Origin of the sequence: Streptomyces tendae, from assembly GCF_014650435.1 — a bacterium.
Taxonomy (GTDB): Bacteria; Actinomycetota; Actinomycetes; order Streptomycetales; family Streptomycetaceae; genus Streptomyces; species Streptomyces tendae.
In genome coordinates this window covers 1-20,799 of sequence record NZ_BMUY01000001.1, presented here as the reverse complement: position 1 = coordinate 20,799, position 20,799 = coordinate 1, and the positions used below count along the sequence as shown (strand labels likewise).

Below are 20,799 nucleotides of genomic sequence, written 5' to 3'. Positions count from 1 at the left end.
GACTGCGAGCGGGGCTGCGAGCGCCCCCGCGGCCCCCGCGGCCCGCGGTCACCGCTCCGTCCGCCCTTGCGGTCACCGCTCCGTCCCGCCGGCGGCGTCCCGCGCGTGCGGGTTGGCCAGGAGGCGGCGGGGATCGGCGACGCGGGTGATGGCGGACTCGACGGCGGCGACCCGGTCCGCGAGGAGGCCAAGCGCGGCGACGGCACGGGTGAGCGGGTCGTCGCCGGGGCCGCCGAGGGTCCGGGCGCGGACGTGGGCGGTGCGCACCTCGGCCCAGCGGGCGGCCTGCTCCGGGGTGAGTGTGCCGCGCAGCTCGGCGAGCTTGAGGAGGTTGGCCTCGGCCCCGTGGGTCAGGGTCTGCGCCTCGGCGGTGTAGTGGTCGTCGAGGACGGCGGCGCGTTCGGCGTCGTTCATGACGGGGCGGATGCGCTGGGCGATCTTGTTCATGTTGCGGTAGGAGCCCTGGAGCCGGAAGGCGGGTTCCGTACGGGAGTCGTCCGACCGGGCCGCGGAGGCGATGTAGGCGGCGTTGACGGCGAGCACCGTCTCCCGGGCGGCCACGAGGTGGCGCAGGACGGACAGGATCCGCTCCAGTTCGGCCGGTGGGCAGGCGTGGGCGAGGCGGTCGGCGCGTGCGGTGGGGTCGCCGGTGGCGAGCCGGACCAGCAGCTCCAGGTCGGTCCGGTCGCGGCCGGCCAGCGGGGCCAGGACCGGGTTGGCGGTGAGCGCGTTCTCCAGGAAGCTCAGCGCGAAGGCGTCCTCCTTGCCGGTCAGGACGTCGCCCAGGTTCCAGACGTCGGCGCGGTTGGCGAGCATGTCGGGGACCTGGAAGCGGGCGCCGGACTCGGTGTAGGGGTTGCCGGCCATGCAGACGGCGAAGCGCTTGCCGCGCAGGTCGTAGGTGCGGGGGCGGCCGTCCCACACGCCGTCCACGCGGCGGGTGGCATCGCACAGCGGGATGAACTTCTGGAGCAGCTCGGGGGAGGTGTGCTGGATGTCGTCCAGGTAGAGCAGCGTGTTGTTCCCGGCCGCCAGCGCGAAGTTGATCTTCTCGACCTCCTGGCGCGCGGTGGCGTTCGGGGCGTCGGCCGGGTCGAGCGAGGTGACGGCGTGTCCGAGCGCGGGGCCGCCGACCTTCACCAGCATCAGGCCGAGCCGCTCGGCGACGTACTCCACCAGGGTCGTCTTGCCGTAGCCGGGCGGGGACAGGAGCAGCAGCAGGCCGCCGGTGTCGGTGCGCTTGCCGTCGCCGGTGGCGCCCAGCTGCTTGGCCAGGCTGTCGCCGACGAGCGGCAGGTAGACCTCGTCCACGAGGCGGTTGCGGACGAAGGCGGACATGACGCGCGGGCGGTGGTCGTCCAGGCGCAGGCGGTCCCGTTCGGCGCCCACCAGGGCGGTACGGCGCCGCTGGTAGGCGCGGAACGCGGGGACGTCGTGCGCGGCGAAACGGGCGGTACGGGCGAGGAACTCGTCGAGGCGCAGCGGCAGTCGGCCGCCCGTGACGCGCGGGTGACTGCCCAGCAGGCCCTCGGCCGTGGCCGTCGGCGGGGCGTCCCCGTCATAGCGGGGCAGGTCCGGGCAGAGCTCGGCGGCGACCGCCTCGGCCAGTTCACCGGGGGTGAGGTCGGCGCCGGTGGCGGCGGCGTACGACGAGATCCACGCCTCGGCGAGCTGCCCCCGGGCGGCCAGGTCGTCCAGCGCGGCCAGATCCTCGTCGTAGGCCGGGCTGCCCACGGTCCGGCGGAACTTCTCCAGGAGCGTGCGCGTCCCGGCACCGAGAACGAAGCCGCCGGGGCCGGTGGTCAGCTCGTGAAAGAGGTACGCGGCGGCCGCGTGGGCAGGCTGCCCACCGGAGCCCGAGGGCTCTGCGGGCCGGCCGAGCGCGCCGGTCGGAGGGCCGACGGCCCCGGCCGCCCCCGCAAAGCCTTCGTCCGTGCGGGCCCTCCCTCGTGCGGCCGGGAGCACGCCCGCCGCCCGACGGGCGCCCCCGGCCGTGGGGGCGGCCGGACCAGCCGCCCCCACGGCCGAATCGGCCGTCCCCACCAGCGAACCGGCCCCGGCCGCTCCGGCGGCCGAATCAGCCACCCCGGCCGCCGCGGCCACCGCGCCGGAAGCACCCGTCGGCGAACCGGCACCCGCGCCGCCGACCACCCCCGCCACCGCCACCGTCTCCGCCGACGCCGGCCCCGAACCCGACCCCAACCACGCGTCGACGGCCCCCGCCAGTTCGTCCTCCAGGGCGCCGATGGCGGTCGAGAGGCCGAAGGTGTCGCGGGCGCGGGCCAGGGAGCGGGCGCGCCGGGTCCAGGACTCGCGTGTCTCCGGCGTGGTGCCGTGGGCCCAGAAGAGCTGGGCGGCGGCGCGGGCGGCCGGTTCGTGGACGAGGGTCCCGGCCCTGTCGTACAGGGGCAGCAGCGCGGTCAGGACGGCCGTCGCGTCGTGGTCGTGCACGCCCCGCTCGTAGCCCTCGTCGTACGCCTCCTGCGCGGCCTCGCGGACGAGGGCGGGCAGGTCGTCGGCGTCGGCGAGGGCGCTCGCGCCGTGCTCCCGGAGCAGGCGGGCGGCGAGGTGCTCGGCGCGGTAGACGCCGGGGGACTCCGAGGGCAGGGTGCGGTCCCAGTGGGCGCGGGTGGCCGCGAAGTCCGGGTCGGTGACCGGCGAGCGGTAGTCCGTGCCGGTGAGGGCGAAGGCGAGCCCGTCGCCGTCGGGGACGAGGGTGAGGTCGAGGGGCTGGGTGTTGACGGCGAAGCGGTGGGCGCCCAGGCGCAGGGTGCGGCCGTCGTCGGCGTACAGGTCGGTGCGGTCGCGCAGGGCGCGGGCGGCCTCCTGGCGGGCCGACTTGAGGCGCCCGTCCAGTTCCTCGGCGCGGACACTGTCGCCGAGGGCGCGCAGTTCCTCGGCGGTGCGGCGGACCTTGGCCGGCATGGGGTCGGAGGCGAAGTACGTGCTGACCGCGTCGGCGTCGGCGAGCGTCGCGCACCGCCGGTTGATCGTCTCCATGATCCGGGCGGCGGAGGCGGCGAGTTGCTCGGCGCGGCGGGCCCGGGTGTCGGAGAGGGACTGCTTGCGGGCGGCGAGCGCCTCGTAGATCTCGGTGCGTTTGTCGGCGAGTTCGCCGAGGAAGCCGTCGAACTCAGCGAAGCGGGACTCCAGGTCCTCCAGTCGGGCAAGGAGCCGCGCCAGCTGGTCGTCGCAGCGCTCCGGGGTGTCGGCGGCGGCGAGCGCGGCGGTGACGGCCTGGCCGAGCAGGGCCGTCTCGGCGGTGAACTCGGCGCGGCCCTCCCGGTCGAGGAGGGCCCGGCGGCGGGCGTCGAGGGTGGCGCGGGCGCGGTTGACGCCGCCCAGGACGGCCGCGACGCGTTCCAGCAGGGCGGTGCGGACGGTGGCGTCGCCCATGTCGAGTTCGGCGACGACGTCGGTGACCGTGCGCAGCCCGTCGGCGAGTTCGTCGAGCCGGGCGGCGACCGGACCCGCCTCGGCGACGGTGGCGATGGCCTCCGCGTCGGCGACGAGCGCCTCGACGTCCGCGCGCTGGGCGTCGAAGGCGTCCTCGCGGGCGAGGAAGGCCACCGCCCGCTGCCCGAGGTCGGCGAGGGACGCCTCGGCCTCCTCGGCGAGGGCGCCGATGCCCGGGGCGTCGGCATACCGCATCTCTCTGACGGTCAGCAGATGCCCGTGCGCGTGCCGCAGTTCGGTCAGGCCCCGTACCCAGGCGGCGGCCTCCTTGGGCGCCTCGCCGCGCAGCCGCCGGACCACCGACGCGATCCGCTCGGCGGCCGCGTCGCGGGCCTCGGCCGCCCGCCGGGTCAGGTCCCGTACCGTCTCGAACTCGGCCAGCACCTGCTCGGCGGTCTCGCGTACGGCGGCCAGCGCGCCGGCCAGGTCGCCCAGGTCCGCCTCGCCCAGCCAGTGGTGGGCGTCGGCCGCGCGTACGCAGGAGGCGGCGAGCGCCCGGTAGCCCTCGGCGGTGGTGATGCCCTCGCCGACGGCCCCGGCGACGGACAGGCAGGCGGAGATGCCGCGCACCAGGTCGGCGTTGCCCACGCGCGCCAGCGGTCCGCTCCCGGTGGGCGCGGCGGCGGCGTGGGTGTCGGAGACGTACGGCGAGTGCCACAGCTGCACGGGGTGCACCTGCGCGGGTTCGTCGCCGTCCGCCCGCAGGACCGTGAAGGTGCCGTCCTCCGCCAGCGCCCAGCCCCGGCAGGGCAGCGGGTTCGCGACCTCCTTGCGGATGGTGTTGTACGACAGCAGCAGCCCCCGGCTCTCGCCGCGCGCGTGGAAGGCGTACAGCACGTCCTCGCCGTTGGGCGAGCGCACCTCGCGTTCGAACTCCAGGCCCGCCGCGTCGAGTTCGTACGTCTTGTGGGCGCCGGTGGCCAGGCAGTAGCCGCCGGGGAAGACGATGCCCTGGTCGTCGGGCAGGCGGCGGCAGGCCAGGCCGATGCCGTCCAGGCGGACCACCGACTTGGTGAGGGTGTTGAACACCAGGTGCCGGTCGGTGTCCTCCTTGTAGGGCCGGATCCGCAGCAGGATCAGGGCGCCCACCCGGGCGTGTGCGATGCCGGCGTCGGCCAGAGACTGGAGGGGTTCGTCGACGGGCTCGGAGTAGACGCCCTCGGCGGTCTCGGTGTCGTCCTCCAGCTTGACGGTGAGGGCGCCGCCCACCGCGCTGACGTGGAACTCGCCGCGCACCGACACGTGCGGGTGGCGGCCCAGGACGTGGTCCTCGCGGGTCGCGGCGGTCCACTCGAAGTCGTGGGACGGCGGGAACACGTCGTCGCGTTCGCCGCGCGCGTCCAGGAAGGCGGCCCGTCCGTCCTCGGTCAGCTCCCAGCGCAGGACGCGGATGTCGTCGGCCTTCTCGCCGGTGCGGAAGACGGCCAGCAGCCTGCCGCCGACGGGGCGCAGCCGCAGCAGCCGGGCCTGCCGGTAGTAGCGGTGCAGGTCCGCGAACTCCCGTACGAAGGCCGGGTCGTCGAGCAGGCCGGGCACGGCCGACTCGGGCAGCGGGTTCAGATCGCGGTCGTACAGGGTGAAGACGTCGGCCACGGCCGCGGGCCGCGTGCGCCGGTCGCCCGGGCGGCCGGTGGAGCCCAGGAGCAGGCTGTCGCCGACGGCGGCGAGGTCGCAGGGCACACCCGGGTGTTCGGTGCGCAGCCGCTCGGTGGAGGCCAGTTCGAGCCGTGCCGAGCCGAACTCCTCCACCCGGCGGGCGTTGAGGAGTTCGGCCCGGCGGGCGAGGTCGGCGGTCTGCGCGGCGAGACGGTCGCGCAGCACCTCGTACGCGCCGGCATCGGCGGTGTCGTACGTGACCGTGGCGGACGCCGAGCCCGTGGCGGACGTCGAAGCCGCGGCGGACGCCGAGCCCGTGCCGGACGTCGTGGCCGTCTCCGGAGCGGTGGCCATGAGCGGTGGTTCCCTTCCAGGATGCGGGGTGCCGGAACCGCCGACCCCCGTACGGCGGTCCCGGCACCCCGGTCGGTGGCGGCCGGTCAGACCCTGGCCGTGCCGTTCAGGGCGGTCAGCGGCGTGTCTGCGAGGCCCAGTTCGCCCGCGCGGTCCAGGAGGCGCTGCACCTGCCCGGCGTCCGTGCCGCCCGACTTCATCAGCTTCATCAGCAGCGCGGAGACCGTCAGGTTCTGCACGTCGGCCGTGGAGAAGGAGCCCAGTACGCGGGTCAGGTCGTCGGTGAAGCTCGACGAGCCGTCCAGCCAGGGCCCGGCGAGAGCCTGCGCGGTCTCGGAGTGCTTGACGAACCCGTCGACGCCCTTGCCGAGCGCGACCGAGGACATCAGGCGGTCGAAGAAGACCGTGTCGCCGCCGACGATGTCGATGTCGGCGTTCTCCAGACCGGTGGCGAGCACCGTGGCCTGCGCCTCGGCGACCTGCCGCTGCACGTCGAGCCCGGCCAGCCGGATGTCCTTCTCCGCCTCCAGGCGCAGCCGGTACTCCTCGTGGCCGCGCGAGGCGTCGTCCAGGGCGGCCATCGCCGCGGCCTTCTCGGTGAGGCCGGCGGCCTCCGCCTTCAGCTTGCCGCCGATGGCCTCCGCCTCGGCGAGGGCCTTGGCCCGCGCACCCTCGGCCTCGGCGCGCAACCGGGCCTCGGTGGCCTCCGCCTCGGCGCGGCCGGCCTTCTCGATGACGTCGGCCTCCTTGTCGCGGACCTGGACCGCCGCGAGGCCCGCCGCGGCCGCCTCGGCCTGGATGCCCTCGGCCATCCGCAGCTTGGCCTGCGCCTCCAGGTCGGCGCTCTTCAACCGGGCCTCGGCCATGGTGAGTTCCTCGGCGGCGCGGTGGGTGGCCGCCGCCTCCGCGGCCTCGGCGGCCTTGATGTCCTTGACCAGCCGCTCCTGAGCCTGGGCCTCGGCAGCGATGATCACGGTCTGCCGGTCCCGCTCCGCCTCCTCCACGGCGCGCAGCTTCTTGATGGACTCCTCCTGCTCGGCGACCGTGCGGTCCACGGCGACGCGCTCGCGGATGACCTCGGCGATGTCCCGCCGCTCCGCCTCGACCTCCTTCTCGGCGGAGATCCGGGTCAGCTCCGTCTCCCGCTCGCGGCCGATGGCCTCCAGCATGCGGTCCTTCTCGATGCGCTCGTTCTCCACGGCGATGACCCGCTCGCGGTTCTTCGCGGCGACCGCGACCTCCCGGGCCTGGTTCTCGCGCTGCACGCCGAGCTGCTCCTCGGTACGCAGGAACGCCGTCTGTGCGCGCAGCCGCTCCTCCTCCACCACCCGTGCCGTCTCGGCCTCCTCGCGGGCCCGGGTGGTGTCGATCTCGCGCTTCTGCTTGATCTCGGCGTCCGCCTGGCGGCGCTCCAGTTCCAGTACGGCCTCGCGCGCGTCGACGTTCTGCCGGGTGATCTCCTTCTCCTCGGTGCGCCTGGCCTCGTTGGTGCGCACGTGCTCGACGGCCGTCAGCTCGGTGATCTTCCGGATGCCCTGGGCGTCGAGGACGTTCGCCGGGTCGAGCTGGGTCAGCGGCGTCTGCTCCAGGTAGTCGATCGCCGCGTCCTCGAGGTGGTACCCGCTGAGGTCGACGCCGATGACCTCGATGATCCGGTACCGCAGCTCCTCGCGCTTGGTGTAGAGGTCGGTGAAGTCCAGCTGCTTGCCGACGGTCTTCAGCGCCTCGGAGAACTTCGCGTGGAACAGCTCCTGCAGCGTGTCCCGGTCGCTGGCGCGGGCCGTGCCCACCGCCTGGGCGACCTTGACGACGTCCTCCGCGGTCTTGTTGACCTTGACGAAGAACGAGATGCGGATGTCCGCCCGGATGTTGTCCCGGCAGATCAGCCCCTCCTTGCCGGCCCGGGTGATCTCGATCGTCTTCACCGAGATGTCCATCACCTCGGCCTTGTGCAGCACCGGCAGCACCACCTGGCCCGTGAAGGTCACGTCCACCTTGCGCATCTTCGAGACGATCAGCGCCTTGCCCTGCTCCACCTTGCGGAAGAGCCGCGAGACGCCGAACAGCACGACGGCGACGAGGAGCAAGCAGACGACGGCGAGGACACCGATGACTTCCATGGCATACGTCCTTACGGCATGAGGCGGCGGTCGCGGCGGCCGGTCACGAGCGCGGCCGGCCGACGCGGGTGCGGGTGTGGTGGCGCCCGTACGCACGGGCGTGGTGCCGGGGGGGGCGGGTCTTCGGAGGGACCGTGCCCCTGCCGGGCCCCGGCAGAGGGGCGGGATGCGGCTTCCGGACGGCGCGGCGGCTCAGGCCGCGGCACCGGCGGCGCGCGGGGCGCGGCCGGGTTCGTCGGGGCGGGGGCGCAGGCGGTGGAGGGGCCGGACGAACGGACTGTGCGTCGTCATCGTCCTCATCGTCCGGCCCCCTCCGCAGTGCTCCCCGTGCACCCATGATGTGTGACGGTGCCACCTATCCGCATTGCCGGTTTCCGGAAGCGTTCACCAGGGCTTGGATGCCGGTGAGCCGCCTCCGGGCCGGCCGACGGGAGGCCATACCGGAAGCCGATCGGAAGCGCATCGGAACTCCAGAAATCTGGTTCCGGAAGCGCCGCCACTGGTCGGATCGGTCGATGCACATGGCACATCGGCCCACTCGGGGCGCGTGCCGTATCCGCCCGGCCGGATACCGGCGGCAATGAGGTGACAGATGAGCAGTACCCGCGTCCCGTCCGGCGCCCGGGGTTCCTACCCCGCACCGGGGCTCGCACTCACGCCCGGCCCCCTGCGCAACCAGGCACTGACCGTGATCGCGATCCCGTTCGTCCTCATAGTCGTGCTGGCGGTCGTGCTCGCCACGACCGGCCCGGACGACGGGGCACCGTCCACCGACGGGCTCTACGGCAGCGGCGCGCTGCCGGACTGGGGATCCGGCACGACCGACGACAGCACATCGGACGACGGCACATCGGACGACGGCACCAACCCCGACGGCACGTACGGCGACGACCCGTACGCGGACGACACCTACGACGGCGGCACGTACGGCGACGACCCCTACGGCGACGGCACCACGGACGACACCGCCACGGACGACCCCACGACCGACGACACGGCCACCGACGGGGCCACCACCGACGAGACCGGCCCGGAGGCGACCGTGACGGCGTACTTCGACGCCATCAACAACCGCGACTTCGCGGCCGCGTGGGAACTGGGCGGCAAGAACCTGAACCAGGACTACGACACCTTCGTCGCCGGCTTCGCCACGACCCAGCGGGACGACCTCACCGTGACCGGCACGTCCGGCGACGACGTCTCGGTCACGGTCGTGGCCTGGGAGACCGACGGCACGCAGACGACGTTCGAGGGCACCTACACGGTCAGCGGCGGCGTCATCACCTCGGCCGACATGCGCGAAGGGAACTGAGCAGCCATGACCACCCACGCCGCCCCGCCGCCCCCGGACGCGACGAGCAACGCCACCCGCCTGATGTGCGCGGGCACCTATCTCGACCCCGTCTACCGCAAGGGGGTCATCCGGGAGCTGCTGACCCACCGCTACCGGGTGGTGGCCCCCTCCTACGGCTACGACGCCGCGCCCGTCCTGGCGCACGCCCTGGCCGCCCACAACCTGCGCCGCAACCAGCTGATCGCCCTCGGGACGGGCGCGGTGGTCATCGCGCTGCTCATGGCCGCGGACGTGCTGGGCGGCTGGACGGCCGCCCTGTTCGTCTTCTGGCTCGCCTGGGCCACGATGTTCCTGCGCCGGCTCGCCATCCTCCAGACCCTCGCCGAGCACCTGGCACGTCCGGCGGAGGACCGGGCGGACGACCGCGCCGCATTCGACGGCTCCCACCCGATCACCTCGCGCCTCACCCCGGAACTGGTCGGCAAGATCAACCGGGAGCAGGCATCGGACACCGTGTACTACGGCGGCTACAAGCCGTTCGTCGGCGCCGGCCACTCGATCAAGCGGTGGGCCAACGCGGAACTGCTGCTCGGCGTCCCCAAGTCCCGGACCGGCGCGTTCGCCCAGGGCCTGCTCAACGGGCACGTCCCCGCCCAGCACGGACCGGCGGACGACGCGGACGGCACGGGCGGGGCCGGGCGGACGGAACGCAAGCCGATCATTCCCTTCACCGTCGAGGACATCACCACCCGGGTCTGCGAGGAGATGCTCGCGGAACTGCGCGACAAGCCCGCGCCCAGCGACCGCGTCGAGCTGCTCTCCGTCGACCGGCGCCGGTTCACCAAGGCGGTGCGGACCGCCGAGGGCAGCGACCCCGTCGCGGTGCTCCTGGACACGCCCGACCCCGGCGACCCCGACCACACCGCCGGACACTGGCGGGAGGACTACGACGCCCGCCGCGAGTACCTGTGCGTCCGCATCGGCGCCTGGAAACAGGAGCTGGTCACCTCGGTATTCATCGGGTTCGACATCAAGGGCAGCACCCTGCACACCGAGTTCTACACCTACGTGCTCGGTCCGCTGCCGGAGAGCTTCCACCTCGCCGACCGGCTGCCCGCCACGATCGACGGCAAGCTCATGCTGCGCATCGCCTGGGACGTGACCCGCAGCGCGCCCGGCGAACTGCTGCGGCTGATCGCCAACCCGCTGCGCGAACGGCTGCCCAGCCGCTTCGGCACCGACACCGTGCGCAAGCTGGTGGGCCAGCCCGCCGACACCAGTGAGTTCCGGCTCGGCCGCTACGCCCTGACCGCGGTGGACTGCGGCGCCCTCACCAGCGTCCGCGAGCTGGCGCCCAACCACGACTTCCACCACTTCTTCCAGGAGTCGGACACGATCAAGTACATCCAGATCATCGAGCGGCACCTGCTGCAGATCGTCGGCGACTTCCTGCGCGACCACGACGTCGACACCCGTGAGCACGACGCGAACCAGACCAACATCCTCCAGCAGAACTTCGGCGCCAACAGCACCAACAACTTCGGCGGCAACCAGAGCGTCGGCAACACCAACACCACCCAGACCTTCGGCAACAACTCCGGCGTCACCAGGGAGGCACGGCAAGGATGAGCGGGCAGCAGTTCCACGGCAACAGCTTCGGCCAGGGCAGCACCAACAACTTCGGCGGCAACCAGAGCTCCGGCAACACCGACACCACCCAGACCTTCGGCGACAACTCCCCGATCCACGCCGCGCCGCCCGCGCCGGCCACCCCGCCCGCGCAGCCGTACGCCGACGGGTGGCGGCGCCCGGCGGCCGCGGGACCCGGGGACGCCGAGCGGGCCCGGAGCGTCTTCGTCGTGCACGGCCGCGACGACCAGGTGCGGCGCGAGATGTACGAGCTGCTGCGCCGGCTCGATCTGCGGCCCAAGGAGTGGGAGGACCTGGTCCGGGCGACCGGCCAGGCCTCCCCCTTCCTCGGTGACGTGGTCGCCGCCGCCCCCGCCCAGGCGCAGGCGGCACTGGTCCTGCTCACCCCGGACGACGTCGTCACCCTCCACCCCGAGCTGCGCGGCCACAACGAACCCGACCACGAGACCCGGCCGGTGTGCCAGCCGCGCCCGAACGTCCTGATCGAGCTGGGCATGGTGCTGATGGCCTACCCGGAGCGCACCCTGATCGTCGAGGTCGGCGGGGTGCGGCCGATCGCCGACATCGCGGGCCGCAACGTCATCCGCTTCGACGGCTCCGACACCGCGCTCGGCAAGGTCGTGGAGCGGCTGAAGCTGGCGGGCTGCACGGTCAACGACACCGGCTCGGACTGGCGCCAGACCTACCCCTTCCGCCACCTGTCGGCCTACCACCGCCGGCCGTAGGCACCCTGCCACCGCCGGCCGTACGCGTCCGGCGGATCCGGCGCCGCTCGGGGGACCGGCGCAACCGGCCCCCGGGGCACGTCCCGTCACCGCGGTACGTGTCCCGGGGGCCGGCGCCGTCCCGGGGCCGGCCGGGCCTCAGGGGGTGTCGTTCGGATCTTGCCGGGGTCGCGGGCCCTGGCACGCGCATCTTGCCCCGCTCGGGTCGGCCACAAGGCGCCGTCGCTCGGAGCCGGCCTGATCCATACGACACCCCCTAGCCCGCGGCCCCCGAGTCGGCCGCCGCCAGCACCCCGAGGAACGCCGCCACCTCCGTCAGGTCGACCCGCTCCAGCTCGGCGGGGCGCAGCACGACCCGCAGTTCGCGGCAGATGACCCGCTCCCGGGAGTGGGTGATGAAGGACAGCAGGATCAGACGCAGCAGGCTCTCCTCGTCGAGCCCGTGCAACCGGGACAGGCCCGAGCCGATCAACGGCACGGCGACCCGGTCCAGTTGGCCGTGCCGGTAGACGGCGTCCCAGACCCGGCCGAGGCTCAGCCACAGCTCCTCGGTGCTGGAGCGGGCCACGCAGTCGTTGCCCAGCCTGCTGTGGGCGACCCCGAAGACCAGCCGCGGCCGGCTGCCGAGCACCGCCACCGTGCCGACGGGATAGCGGTCGAGCTTGCCGTACGGCTTGTCGGCGCGCGTCTCCCTGGCCACCGGCACGGCCGCGCCGAGGGCGGCGTCCAGCTCGTCGTCCAGCCGCCGCACGTCACCGTCGTAGCGGCGCTCCAGCAGTTGCCCCTGCACGCTGGTCCCGCTGATCACCACACCGTCGCGGACGTCCGTGTCGAAGGTGTCCGAGAACCCGACGACGAGGTGGGCGGACTCGTCGAAGAGGTCGCCCGGGCCGACCGTCACGGACATCCGCGGCCGTACGAACTCCTGGTGCACGACCACCGTGGGCCTGCTGCGCACCACGGCCCAGGCCAGGCACAGCAGCACCGACGCCGCGGTCACCGGCGCCGGGCCGGGAATGGCCGCGGGCCACAGCTGCCCCACGAACTGCAGGACCGCCGACACCCCGCCGAAGGCCGCCATCAGGCTGCCGACGAACAGCCGCCGGGTCCGCGCGCCGCCGAACGCGCCGCGCCGGCCCCGGCGGCTCAGCCGCCCGCTCCCCCGCGGCGGACGGACGACCGGACCGGTCCCGCGCGAACCGACCGAAACCACAACTCCCCCAAACGGACAATTGATACGCTGCCGAAACCCGCCCCGCGACCACCGGTCGAGGGAGGGCGAAGCGAGTGGAGACCACTTGTATGGCGCGCATCCGTGTGAGCGTCCTGGGCCCGGCCAGGCTCGAAGTCGACGGCGTACCCGCCCGGTTGACCCCGCTGACGACACGGCTGCTGGTCCGCCTGGTGGCGGCCGACGGCGAGCCCGTCCCGGTGCGCCGACTGCACCGGGACGTGTGGGCACTCGACGGCGAGCAGCCGCACGCGGCTCAGCGGCACCGCAACGAGGTGCAAAAACGCGTCCTCGAACTGCGCCGCGCCCTCGATCCCGCGCAACGCGGCGACGGCGCCCGGGTGCTGCGCACCGAGCAACTGCTGGCCGGTCCGGCGCCCGAGACGGCGTACCGGCTGGTGCTCGCGCCCGACGAGCTGGACTGCGCGGAGTTCACCGACCTGGTCGACTCGGCGCTGCTCGCGGCGCCCGCGTCGGCCGCCGACCGGCTGGCGGCGGCGCTCGCGCTGGTGCGCGGCCGCCCGCTGGCCGAGGCGGGCGACGAGGACTTCGCCCGGCCGCTGGTGCGCCGGCTCACCGCGCTGTACGAGACGGCCCGCCGCCAGCTGATCCGCAGCCGGATGGACCTGGGCCGCCACGACCTCGCGCTGCCGGTCGCCGAACGGATGGCCCGGGAGCGGCCCGACGACCAGGACGTCGCCGAGCTGCTCGGCAGCCTGCGGGCCCGGCTGCGCGAGCGGCACGGGCGGGAGCTGCTGCGGCAGCCGTTCCCCGGCGCCGGGGACCTCGTGGTGGTGCGCGGCGACCTGTTCGACCAGGAGGACGCCAATCTGGTGGTCGGCTTCACCGACACCTTCGACACCGCCACCGAGCAGGACCTGGTGATCAGCCGGGAGAGCGTCCAGGGGCAGCTGGTGGACCGGTTGTTCGGCGGCGAGCGCAAGCTGCTGGACGACCGGCTCCAGGCCGGGCTGCGCGCGTTCCGGCCGCTGCGCACCGAGCGGGTCCAGGACAAGCCGCGCGGCCGGCGGGTCCGCTACCCCCTCGGCACCACCGTCCCGCTGACGGTGGACGGCCGCCGGGTCTTCGCCGTGGCCTACTCCCGGCTCGGCAACGACCTCGTGGCCCGCTCCGGCCCCGCCGACCTGCGGGCGAGCCTGGACACCCTGTGGCCGGCCGTCGCCCGCTACGGCATGTACCGGCCGGTCGCGATCCCCCTGATCGGCTCCGGGCTCGCCCGGATCGTGGAGCTGGACCGCACCCGGCTGCTGCTCATGATCGTGGAGAGCTTCGCCGAGCACTGCCGCCGCGATCCGGCGACCGCCCCGGAGCTGCGCGTCGTGATCCGCCCGGCCGACCTGGAGCGGACCGACCTGTCGGTGCTCGGCACGTATCTGCGCACGGCGCTGCTCCCCGCCTCCCGCACGAGCCCCGACAGCACCGGCATCGGCACCAGCGCCGACGTCGGCACCGGGAGCCAGGACACCGGTGCCGACGCCGGCGACAGCGGTGGGGCGTACGGCCGCCGGTGACGTCGACATACTCCTACGGCATCAGCTGTCCCGCTTCCGGCACCAGTGGCCGACCGCTTCCGGCCCGCTTCCGGTCCGGCGGCCGACCGCCCTACGGTGCCGGGCTCGGGCCCGGGACACCTAGCGCGGCCAGCCGCTGCGCGAAGGGCGTGACCTCCTCGAAGGAGTCCCGCTTCGGCGACGGCGTGCGCCCCTTCGACGGCGTGGTCAGCCCCGCCATCAGCGCCGCCAGCTCGGCCCCTGCCCGCTCGATGCGGGCGTCGAGCCCCTCCGCGCCCCAGTCCTCGGAGGCGGCGTACACCCCGGTGGGGACGACGACCGCCTTCAGGTAGGCGAACAGCGGCCGCAGCGCGTGCTCCAGCACCAGGGAGTGCCGGGCGGTGCCGCCGGTGGCGGCGATCAGCACCGGCTTCCCGGTGAGGGCGTCCTCGTCGGTGACGCTCAGCGCGTCGAAGAAGGACTTGAACAGTCCGCTGTACGACGCCGAGAACACCGGCGTGACCACGATCAGCCCGTCGGCCGCCGCGACCTCGGCGAACGCGTCCGCGAGTGCCGGGGCCGGGAAGCCGTTGGTGAAGGTGTGCGCGATCTCCACGGCGAGGTCGCGCAGCTCGACGACCCGGACGTCGGCCGGGGCGGGCTCGGGTGCGGTGGCGGCCGGGGCGGCGACCGCGGCCAGCCGGTCGGCGAGCAGCCGGGTGGACGACGGCACGCTCAGCCCCGCGGAGACGACGACGAGCTTCATGCCCGCGCTCCTTCCTTCTCCTGCTTGTCCTGCTTGTCCTGCTTCTCCTGGTCGGCGGCCTTCGCGGCCAGCAGGGACGCGTGGGTGGGCGCGTCCGGCACGTTCGCCGGGCGGTTCTTGGCGAACTCCTCGCGCAGCACCGGCACGACCTCCTCGCCGAGCAGGTCCAGCTGCTCCAGGACGGTCTTCAGGGGCAGCCCGGCGTGGTCCATCAGGAACAGCTGGCGCTGGTAGTCGCCGGCGTAGTCGCGGAAGGCGAGCGTCTTCTCGATCACCTGCTGCGGCGAGCCGACGGTCAGCGGCGTCTGCGCGGTGAAGTCCTCCAGCGACGGCCCGTGCCCGTAGACCGGGGCGTTGTCGAAGTACGGCCGGAACTCGCGGACCGCGTCCTGGCTGTTCTTCCGCATGAACACCTGGCCGCCGAGGCCGACGATCGCCTGTTCGGGCGTGCCGTGCCCGTAGTGGGCGTAGCGGGCCCGGTACAGCTCGATCATGCGCTTGGTGTGGTCGGCGGGCCAGAAGATGTTGTTGTGGAAGAAGCCGTCGCCGTAGTACGCGGCCTGCTCGGCGATCTCCGGGGAGCGGATGGAGCCGTGCCAGACGAAGGGCGCGACGCCGTCCAGCGGTCGCGGGGTGGAGGTGAAGCCCTGGAGGGGGGTGCGGAACTTGCCCTCCCAGTTGACCACATCCTCGCGCCACAGGCGGTGCAGCAGGTTGTAGTTCTCGACGGCGAGGTTGATGCCCTCGCGGATGTCCTTGCCGAACCAGGGGTAGACCGGGCCGGTGTTGCCGCGCCCCATCATCAGGTCCACCCGGCCGTCGGCCAGGTGCTGCAGCATCGCGAAGTCCTCGGCGATCTTCACCGGGTCGTTCGTGGTGATCAGGGTGGTGGAGGTGGACAGCACCAGCCGCTCGGTGCGAGCCGCGACGTAGCCGAGCATGGTCGTCGGCGACGAGGGCACGAAGGGCGGGTTGTGGTGCTCGCCGGTGGCGAAGACGTCGAGCCCGACCTCCTCCGCCTTGAGCGCGATGGCGACCATCGCCTTGATGCGCTCACGCTCGGTCGGCGTACGGCCCGTGGTCGGGTCGGGCGTGACGTCACCGACGGTGAAGATGCCGAACTGCATGATCGCTCAACCTCCGTTTTGTTGACGGTTCAACTATACCCGCCTAACGGTGGCCCCCGACCCGTTATTCCGCAGGTCCGTGCGAGGCTGACCGCATGCTGGTCCTGCGCTCCGCCGCCCTCTTCGTCGTCGCCGCCCTGTTCGAGATCGGCGGCGCCTGGCTGGTGTGGCAGGGGGTGCGCGAGCAGCGCGGCTGGCTGTGGGCCGCGGGCGGCGTCCTCGCCCTCGGCGCGTACGGCTTCGTCGCCACCTTCCAGCCCGACGCACACTTCGGCCGCATCCTCGCCGCGTACGGCGGGATCTTCGTGGCCGGCTCGATCCTGTGGGGCGTGGTCGCCGACGGCTACCGCCCCGACCGCTGGGACATCGCCGGGGCGCTGGTCTGCCTGGCCGGGATGGCCGTGATCATGTGGGCCCCGCGCAACGGCGGCTGATCACCGGGGGACCAACCACGTCGACCGGCCACGGCGACCGGCCACGGCGGCTGACTACCCTGGGCGGCGACCGTCCGCACCGCCCTCCGTACGCACCAGGAGCAGCCCATGGCCACCGCAGCCGCCCCGTCCGCCGCCTCCCGTATCGCCGTCGTCACCGGTGCGAGCAGCGGCATCGGCGCCGCGACGGCCCGGCAGCTCGCCGCGGCCGGGTACCGGGTGGTCCTCACCGCCCGCCGCAAGGACCGCATCGAGGCGCTGGCCGAGGAGATCGAGGCGGCCGGCCACAAGGCGACGGCCTACCCCCTGGACGTCACCGACCGCGAGGCCGTCGACGAGTTCGCGACCGCGTTCAAGACGGTCGGCGTCCTCGTCAACAACGCGGGCGGCGCACTCGGCGCCGACCCGGTGGCCACCGGCGACCCGGACGACTGGCGCCGCATGTACGAGACGAACGTCATCGGCACCCTCAACCTCACCCAGGCCCTGCTCCCCAAGCTGGAGGCGAGCGGCGACGGCACGGTCGTGGTCGTCTCCTCGACCGCGGGCCTGTCCACCTACGAGGGCGGCGCGGGCTACGTCGCCGCCAAGCACGGCGAGCACGTCCTTGCCGAGACCCTCCGCCTGGAGATCGTCGGCCGCCCGGTCCGCGTCGTCGAGATCGCGCCCGGCATGGTCAAGACCGACGAGTTCGCCCTGACCCGCTTCGGCGGCGACCAGGACAAGGCGGCCAAGGTCTACCAGGGCGTCGCCGCCCCCCTGACCGCCGACGACGTCGCCGACACCATCACGTGGGCGGTCACCCGCCCCGCCCACGTCAACATCGACCTCCTGGTCGTCCGCCCCCGCGCCCAGGCATCGAACACGAAGGTGCACCGGGAGGCGTAGACCCGCCCCCGGTGCACCTGGCGCGTCCGGGCGTCAGCCCTTCACGCAGACGACCTGCTTCAGCTTCGCCACGACCTCCACGAGGTCGCGCTGCTGGTCGATGACCTGGTCGATCGGCTTGTACGCGCCCGGGATCTCGTCCACGACGCCGGAGTCCTTGCGGCACTCCACGCCCCGCGTCTGCTCCTCCAGGTCCTTGGTGGAGAAGCGCCGCTTGGCGGCGTTCCGGCTCATCCGCCGACCGGCGCCGTGGGAGGCGGAGTTGAAGGACTTGGCGTTGCCGAGACCCTTCACGATGTACGAACCGGTGCCCATGGAACCGGGGATGATCCCGAAGTCCCCGGAACCCGCACGGATCGCGCCCTTGCGGGTCACCAGCAGGTCCATCCCGTCGTACCGCTCCTCGGCGACGTAGTTGTGGTGCGCGCTGATCTCCGGCTCGAAGGCCGGCTTGGCCTTCTTGAACTCCTTGCGGACCACGTCCTTCAGGAGCGCCATCATGAGCGTGCGGTTGTACTTCGCGTACTCCTGCGCCCAGAACAGGTCGTTGCGGTACGCCGCCATCTGCGGGGTGTCCGCGACGAACACCGCGAGGTCGCGGTCGACCAGGCCCTGGTTGTGCGGGAGCTTCTGGGCGACGCCGATGTGGTGCTCGGCCAGTTCCTTGCCGATGTTGCGGGAACCGGAGTGCAGCATCAGCCAGACGGAACCGGTCGCGTCCGTGCACACTTCGACAAAATGATTCCCTCCGCCGAGCGTTCCCATCTGCTTCCCGGCCCGCTCGAGCCGGAACTTCACCGCCTCCGCCACCCCGTCGAACCGCCCCCAGAAGTCGTCCCACCCGCCGGTCGCCAGCCCGTGGAAGCGTCCCGGTTCAAGGGGACTGTCGTGCATCCCCCGCCCCACCGGAATCGCCTGCTCGATCTTCGAGCGGAGGCGGGAGAGGTCGCCCGGGAGGTCGTTCGCCGTCAGGGAGGTCTTGACCGCCGACATGCCGCAGCCGATGTCGACGCCCACCGCCGCCGGGCACACCGCGCCCCGCATCGCGATCACGGAGCCGACCGTCGCGCCCTTGCCGTAGTGCACGTCCGGCATGACCGCGAGGCCCTTGATCCACGGCAGGGTCGCGACGTTGCGCAGCTGCTGGAGCGCGCCCTCCTCGACCGTCGCCGGGTCGGTCCACATCCGGATCGGCACCTTCGCGCCCGGCATCTCCACGTACGACATATCGTCCTCATTCCCCCGGAAAACCAACAGAAGTCTCAAAGCGCAAAACCGGCGCCAAGGGCAGCCAAACGGACGGCTGACCGGCGTTCACGGCGGCGCGTGCGATACACATTGTCTCCAGGGGACGCCCCCGCGCGGCAAGCGAATAACCAGCGGGGACACTGGAGTACCGACCACAGCCACACCGGCGAGAGGAGCCGCACCGTGCAGCGGAAGGCCTACGTACCCGGCGTCGCCGCCCTCCTGGCGGCGTTGCTGGCCGGCTGCACCGGCGGCTCGGACGGCGGCGCCACCGCGGACGACTCGAACCCGGGGCAGCCCGGGGTCGCGACCGAGGCGGCCGAGCCCGGCAAGTACCGCACCCTTCCGGAGCCGTGCACGGTGGTCGGCCACAAGACGCTCGACTCCCTCCTGCCCGGCATCGAGGAGATCACCGACGAGGAGCAGCGCGAGAAGGCGTACGCGGGCGAGCCGACGCTCGCGTACGACACCGACCGCAAGGTCGGCTGCCGCTGGAAGGTGGAGTCGGCCGAGGCCACCGACCATCTCTTCGTCGACTTCGAGCGGGTGGTGTCGTACGACAACTCCGTGAGCGACGACAGCGAGGCCGAGCAGCTCTTCGCCCAGCAGGTGGAGGCCGCCGACCTGCCCGAACCGGTCGTCTCCGAGTCCGGGTCCGGCGCGGACTCCCCGTCCGGCAGCCCGTCGGCGTCCCCCGGGGAATCCGGTGAGCCGGCCGCCGGCGCGGGCGGTACGCCCTCGTCGCCCTCCTCCGCCCCCGCGTCCTCCTCGTCCTCGTCCTCGTCGACCGCGTCCCCCGACGCGACGCCCACCGACGTTCAGCCCCGGCTCCTGGACGATCTGGGCGACGAGGCGTTCGTCGACGACGCGCTCAGCAGCTCCGGTTCCACGGCGAAGCGGCGCACGGTGACTGTGGCGTTCCGCACGTCGAACGTCATGGTGACCATCGAGTACGCGGAGCAGTCGGCGACACTCGGCGTCGTGCCGGACAGTGAGGAAATGCAGGACATGGCGCGGAAACTGGCTTCCCAGCTGGCGGATTCACTGGGCGGTTGAGTCCCGGCGGGGCTCGCCCGCGCCCGCGCGCGGTGCCCCCGAAGCGGGACCGCACGATTTCTTCACCGCGTACGGTGGCCCCTCGGACCCGTTCCGAACGCAGGAACCACGAGTGCCATGAGTGAAGGAACCATGCAGCTACGAGCCCAGCGTGACCAGCGAGACCCGCAAGCGAAGCGAGCGAAGCGACTCACCCGCGTCCTTGTCGGCGCGGCCGCCGTACCCGTGATGCTGGTGGCAGCCGGCTGCTCCTCGGACTCCGGCTCCGACGACGGCAAGGACAAGGCCGCGGAGGAGTCCGCCGCGTCGAAGTCCGCGAGCCCGTCCCCGACGGTGCAGGCGGCGGCGTTCCGCAAGCTTCCGGAGCCGTGTTCGGCGGTGACGAAGAAGACGCTGGACGACCTGGTGCCGAAGGCCGACTCCGGCAAGGAGGGCGCGTCCAACGACACGGCGATGCGGGCCAGTTGCTCCTGGGACAGCCTCGACGACAACGGCGTGAAGGGTTCCCAGTTCCGCTGGCTGAGCGTGTCGATGCTGCGCTTCGAGTCGGACGTGACGCGCGGCGAGGGCGACAAGCTGGCGGGTGACTACTACCGGAAGCAGCTCAAGGACGCGCAGGGCGCCGAGGGCGCGAAGAGCGTCAAGACCGCGCCGGTGAGCGGTATGGGCGACGAGGCGTCGGTGGTGCGCTACGACCTGAAGAAGAAGGAAGGCACCTTCAAGCAGCAGACGGTCGTGGCACGGGTCGAGAACGTCGTCGTCACGGTCGACCTCAACGGCGCGGGCCTGGCGGGCGACAAGACCCCGGACGCCGACGACCTGGTGAAGGACGCGCAGAAGGCGGCCAAGGAGGCGGTGGCCGCGGTGACGAAGGCCAACGGGTCGGCTGCCGGCGGCACGTCGAGCGGTGCGCCGTCACCCTCCGAGTCGTCCTCCAAGGCGCCCTCCGAGGAGTCGTCGCAGTCTCCGTCGAAGTCGTCCTCGAAGGCGCCCGCGAAGGACAGCTGACGGTCTCTTCGACCCACCGGCCACCCGTCCCCCGCACACATGTGCCACTCTGTTGCGCGCAACAACACGCAATGGGAGGGGAGTACGGGTGGCCGCGCCACTTCAGCTGACACGGACGCATCGTGTCCTCATCGGCCTGGTCGTCTTCGGTGCCGTCATCATCGCCGGGATCGGCTTCGCGGGTTCGTACGCCGCGGTGCGCGAACTGGCCCTGAAGAAGGGCTTCGGGAACTTCAGCTACGTCTTCCCGATCGGCATCGACGCGGGCATCTGCGTGCTGCTCGCCCTGGACCTGCTGCTGACCTGGATCCGCATCCCCTTCCCGCTGCTGCGGC

General features: G+C 72.9%; 15 protein-coding genes. 9 read left to right on the top strand and 6 right to left on the bottom strand.

The annotated features are described in order from the left end of the window. Positions 1-72 precede the first annotated feature (72 nt). Together IE258_RS00075 and IE258_RS00070 are read right to left on the bottom strand one after the other, a co-directional pair. The gene (locus tag IE258_RS00075; RefSeq protein ID WP_229891889.1) at positions 73-5,406 is read right to left on the bottom strand and encodes a DNA repair ATPase; all 5,334 of its coding nucleotides are present in this window, start codon (positions 5,404-5,406) and stop codon (positions 73-75) included. Between the two features lie 86 nt (positions 5,407-5,492). Beyond that, positions 5,493-7,526 (bottom strand): flotillin family protein, encoded by a 2,034-nt coding sequence (locus IE258_RS00070; RefSeq protein ID WP_159328549.1) that lies wholly within the window; start codon positions 7,524-7,526, stop codon positions 5,493-5,495. Between the two features lie 592 nt (positions 7,527-8,118). Between IE258_RS00070 and IE258_RS00065 the strand changes: the two genes are divergently transcribed. Genes IE258_RS00065 through IE258_RS00055 form a run of 3 tightly spaced genes read left to right on the top strand, consistent with a single transcriptional unit; the run spans position 8,119 to position 11,195 of the window. Beyond that, complete coding sequence (locus IE258_RS00065) at positions 8,119-8,838, top strand: hypothetical protein (RefSeq protein ID WP_189737315.1); 720 nt, start codon at positions 8,119-8,121, stop codon at positions 8,836-8,838. 6 nt (positions 8,839-8,844) lie between these two features. Next, entirely contained in the window at positions 8,845-10,449 is a 1,605-nt protein-coding gene (locus IE258_RS00060; protein WP_189737313.1) for an AbeC-like domain-containing protein, read from the top strand. Further along, positions 10,446-11,195: a TIR domain-containing protein gene (locus tag IE258_RS00055; protein WP_189737310.1), complete on the top strand. Its 750-nt coding sequence runs from the start codon at positions 10,446-10,448 to the stop codon at positions 11,193-11,195. The genes IE258_RS00060 and IE258_RS00055 overlap by 4 nt, the downstream gene beginning before the upstream one ends. Before the next feature lie 256 nt (positions 11,196-11,451). Here IE258_RS00055 and IE258_RS00050 read toward each other — a convergent pair whose 3' ends face one another. Beyond that, positions 11,452-12,408: a macro domain-containing protein gene (locus IE258_RS00050; protein WP_229891888.1), complete on the bottom strand. Its 957-nt coding sequence runs from the start codon at positions 12,406-12,408 to the stop codon at positions 11,452-11,454. Between the two features lie 89 nt (positions 12,409-12,497). Here IE258_RS00050 and IE258_RS00045 point away from each other — a divergent pair, with 89 nt between their 5' ends. Continuing rightward, on the top strand, positions 12,498-13,958 hold the full coding sequence (locus IE258_RS00045; RefSeq protein WP_189737308.1) for an AfsR/SARP family transcriptional regulator: 1,461 nt from the start codon (positions 12,498-12,500) through the stop codon (positions 13,956-13,958). Between the two features lie 91 nt (positions 13,959-14,049). Here IE258_RS00045 and IE258_RS00040 read toward each other — a convergent pair whose 3' ends face one another. Then, complete coding sequence (locus IE258_RS00040) at positions 14,050-14,703, bottom strand: FMN reductase (RefSeq protein WP_189737304.1); 654 nt, start codon at positions 14,701-14,703, stop codon at positions 14,050-14,052. Then, positions 14,700-15,830: an LLM class flavin-dependent oxidoreductase gene (locus IE258_RS00035; protein ID WP_189737301.1), complete on the bottom strand. Its 1,131-nt coding sequence runs from the start codon at positions 15,828-15,830 to the stop codon at positions 14,700-14,702. Before IE258_RS00035 ends, IE258_RS00040 begins: the two co-directional genes overlap by 4 nt. A gap of 95 nt (positions 15,831-15,925) precedes the next feature. Between IE258_RS00035 and IE258_RS00030 the strand changes: the two genes are divergently transcribed. Beyond that, the gene (locus IE258_RS00030) at positions 15,926-16,264 is read left to right on the top strand and encodes a YnfA family protein (RefSeq protein ID WP_007387504.1); all 339 of its coding nucleotides are present in this window, start codon (positions 15,926-15,928) and stop codon (positions 16,262-16,264) included. 108 nt (positions 16,265-16,372) lie between these two features. Next, a complete protein-coding gene (locus tag IE258_RS00025; RefSeq protein ID WP_127894624.1) occupies positions 16,373-17,152 on the top strand; it encodes an SDR family NAD(P)-dependent oxidoreductase in 780 nt (259 codons plus the stop codon). A gap of 33 nt (positions 17,153-17,185) precedes the next feature. On the opposite strand, the gene IE258_RS00020 is transcribed toward IE258_RS00025, so the two are convergent. After that, positions 17,186-18,379 (bottom strand): RtcB family protein, encoded by a 1,194-nt coding sequence (locus tag IE258_RS00020; protein WP_189737298.1) that lies wholly within the window; start codon positions 18,377-18,379, stop codon positions 17,186-17,188. A gap of 204 nt (positions 18,380-18,583) precedes the next feature. Between IE258_RS00020 and IE258_RS00015 the strand changes: the two genes are divergently transcribed. The 3 genes from IE258_RS00015 to IE258_RS00005 all read left to right on the top strand — a co-directional run. After that, a complete protein-coding gene (locus IE258_RS00015; RefSeq protein ID WP_189737295.1) occupies positions 18,584-19,456 on the top strand; it encodes a DUF3558 domain-containing protein in 873 nt (290 codons plus the stop codon). A gap of 117 nt (positions 19,457-19,573) precedes the next feature. Next, positions 19,574-20,464 (top strand): DUF3558 family protein, encoded by an 891-nt coding sequence (locus IE258_RS00010; RefSeq protein ID WP_189737291.1) that lies wholly within the window; start codon positions 19,574-19,576, stop codon positions 20,462-20,464. An 88-nt stretch (positions 20,465-20,552) separates the two neighbouring features. After that, positions 20,553-20,799: DUF2637 domain-containing protein (locus IE258_RS00005; RefSeq protein WP_189737288.1), on the top strand; the 247-nt coding region annotated here is incomplete at its 3' end.